Annotated in this window: 1 protein-coding gene; it reads right to left on the bottom strand. The window is 61.2% G+C overall.

Annotated features, from left to right (window positions below; translation table 11 throughout):
* Positions 1–294 (bottom strand): transposase (locus AB4Y44_RS42600; RefSeq protein WP_368702838.1); only part of this gene is annotated, 294 nt, incomplete at both ends.

Raw genomic sequence — 294 nt, 5'->3', positions numbered from 1 at the left:
CAAGCACGTTTCGTAATGCCAGCCACAGCAGCTTGATGGCCGCTTCGTCATTGGGGAAGTGCCCGCGCGTCTTGATGATCTTGCGCAACTGCATGTTCAGGCTCTCGATGGCGTTCGTCGTGTAGATGACCCGGCGTATTTCTGGTGGAAACACGAAGAACGGCGTGACGTTCTCCCACGCACGCCGCCAGGATTGCACAATGGTCGGATATCGGGTGCCCCATGGGCCTGCAGCGAATGCCTCAAGCGCCTGCTGCGCGGCCTGCCCGCTTGCGGCCGTGTAGATCGGGCGCA

The organism is Paraburkholderia sp. BR10937, assembly GCF_040965695.1.
Classification (GTDB): Bacteria; Pseudomonadota; Gammaproteobacteria; order Burkholderiales; family Burkholderiaceae; genus Paraburkholderia.
This window is presented reverse-complemented; position numbering and strand designations above follow the sequence as displayed.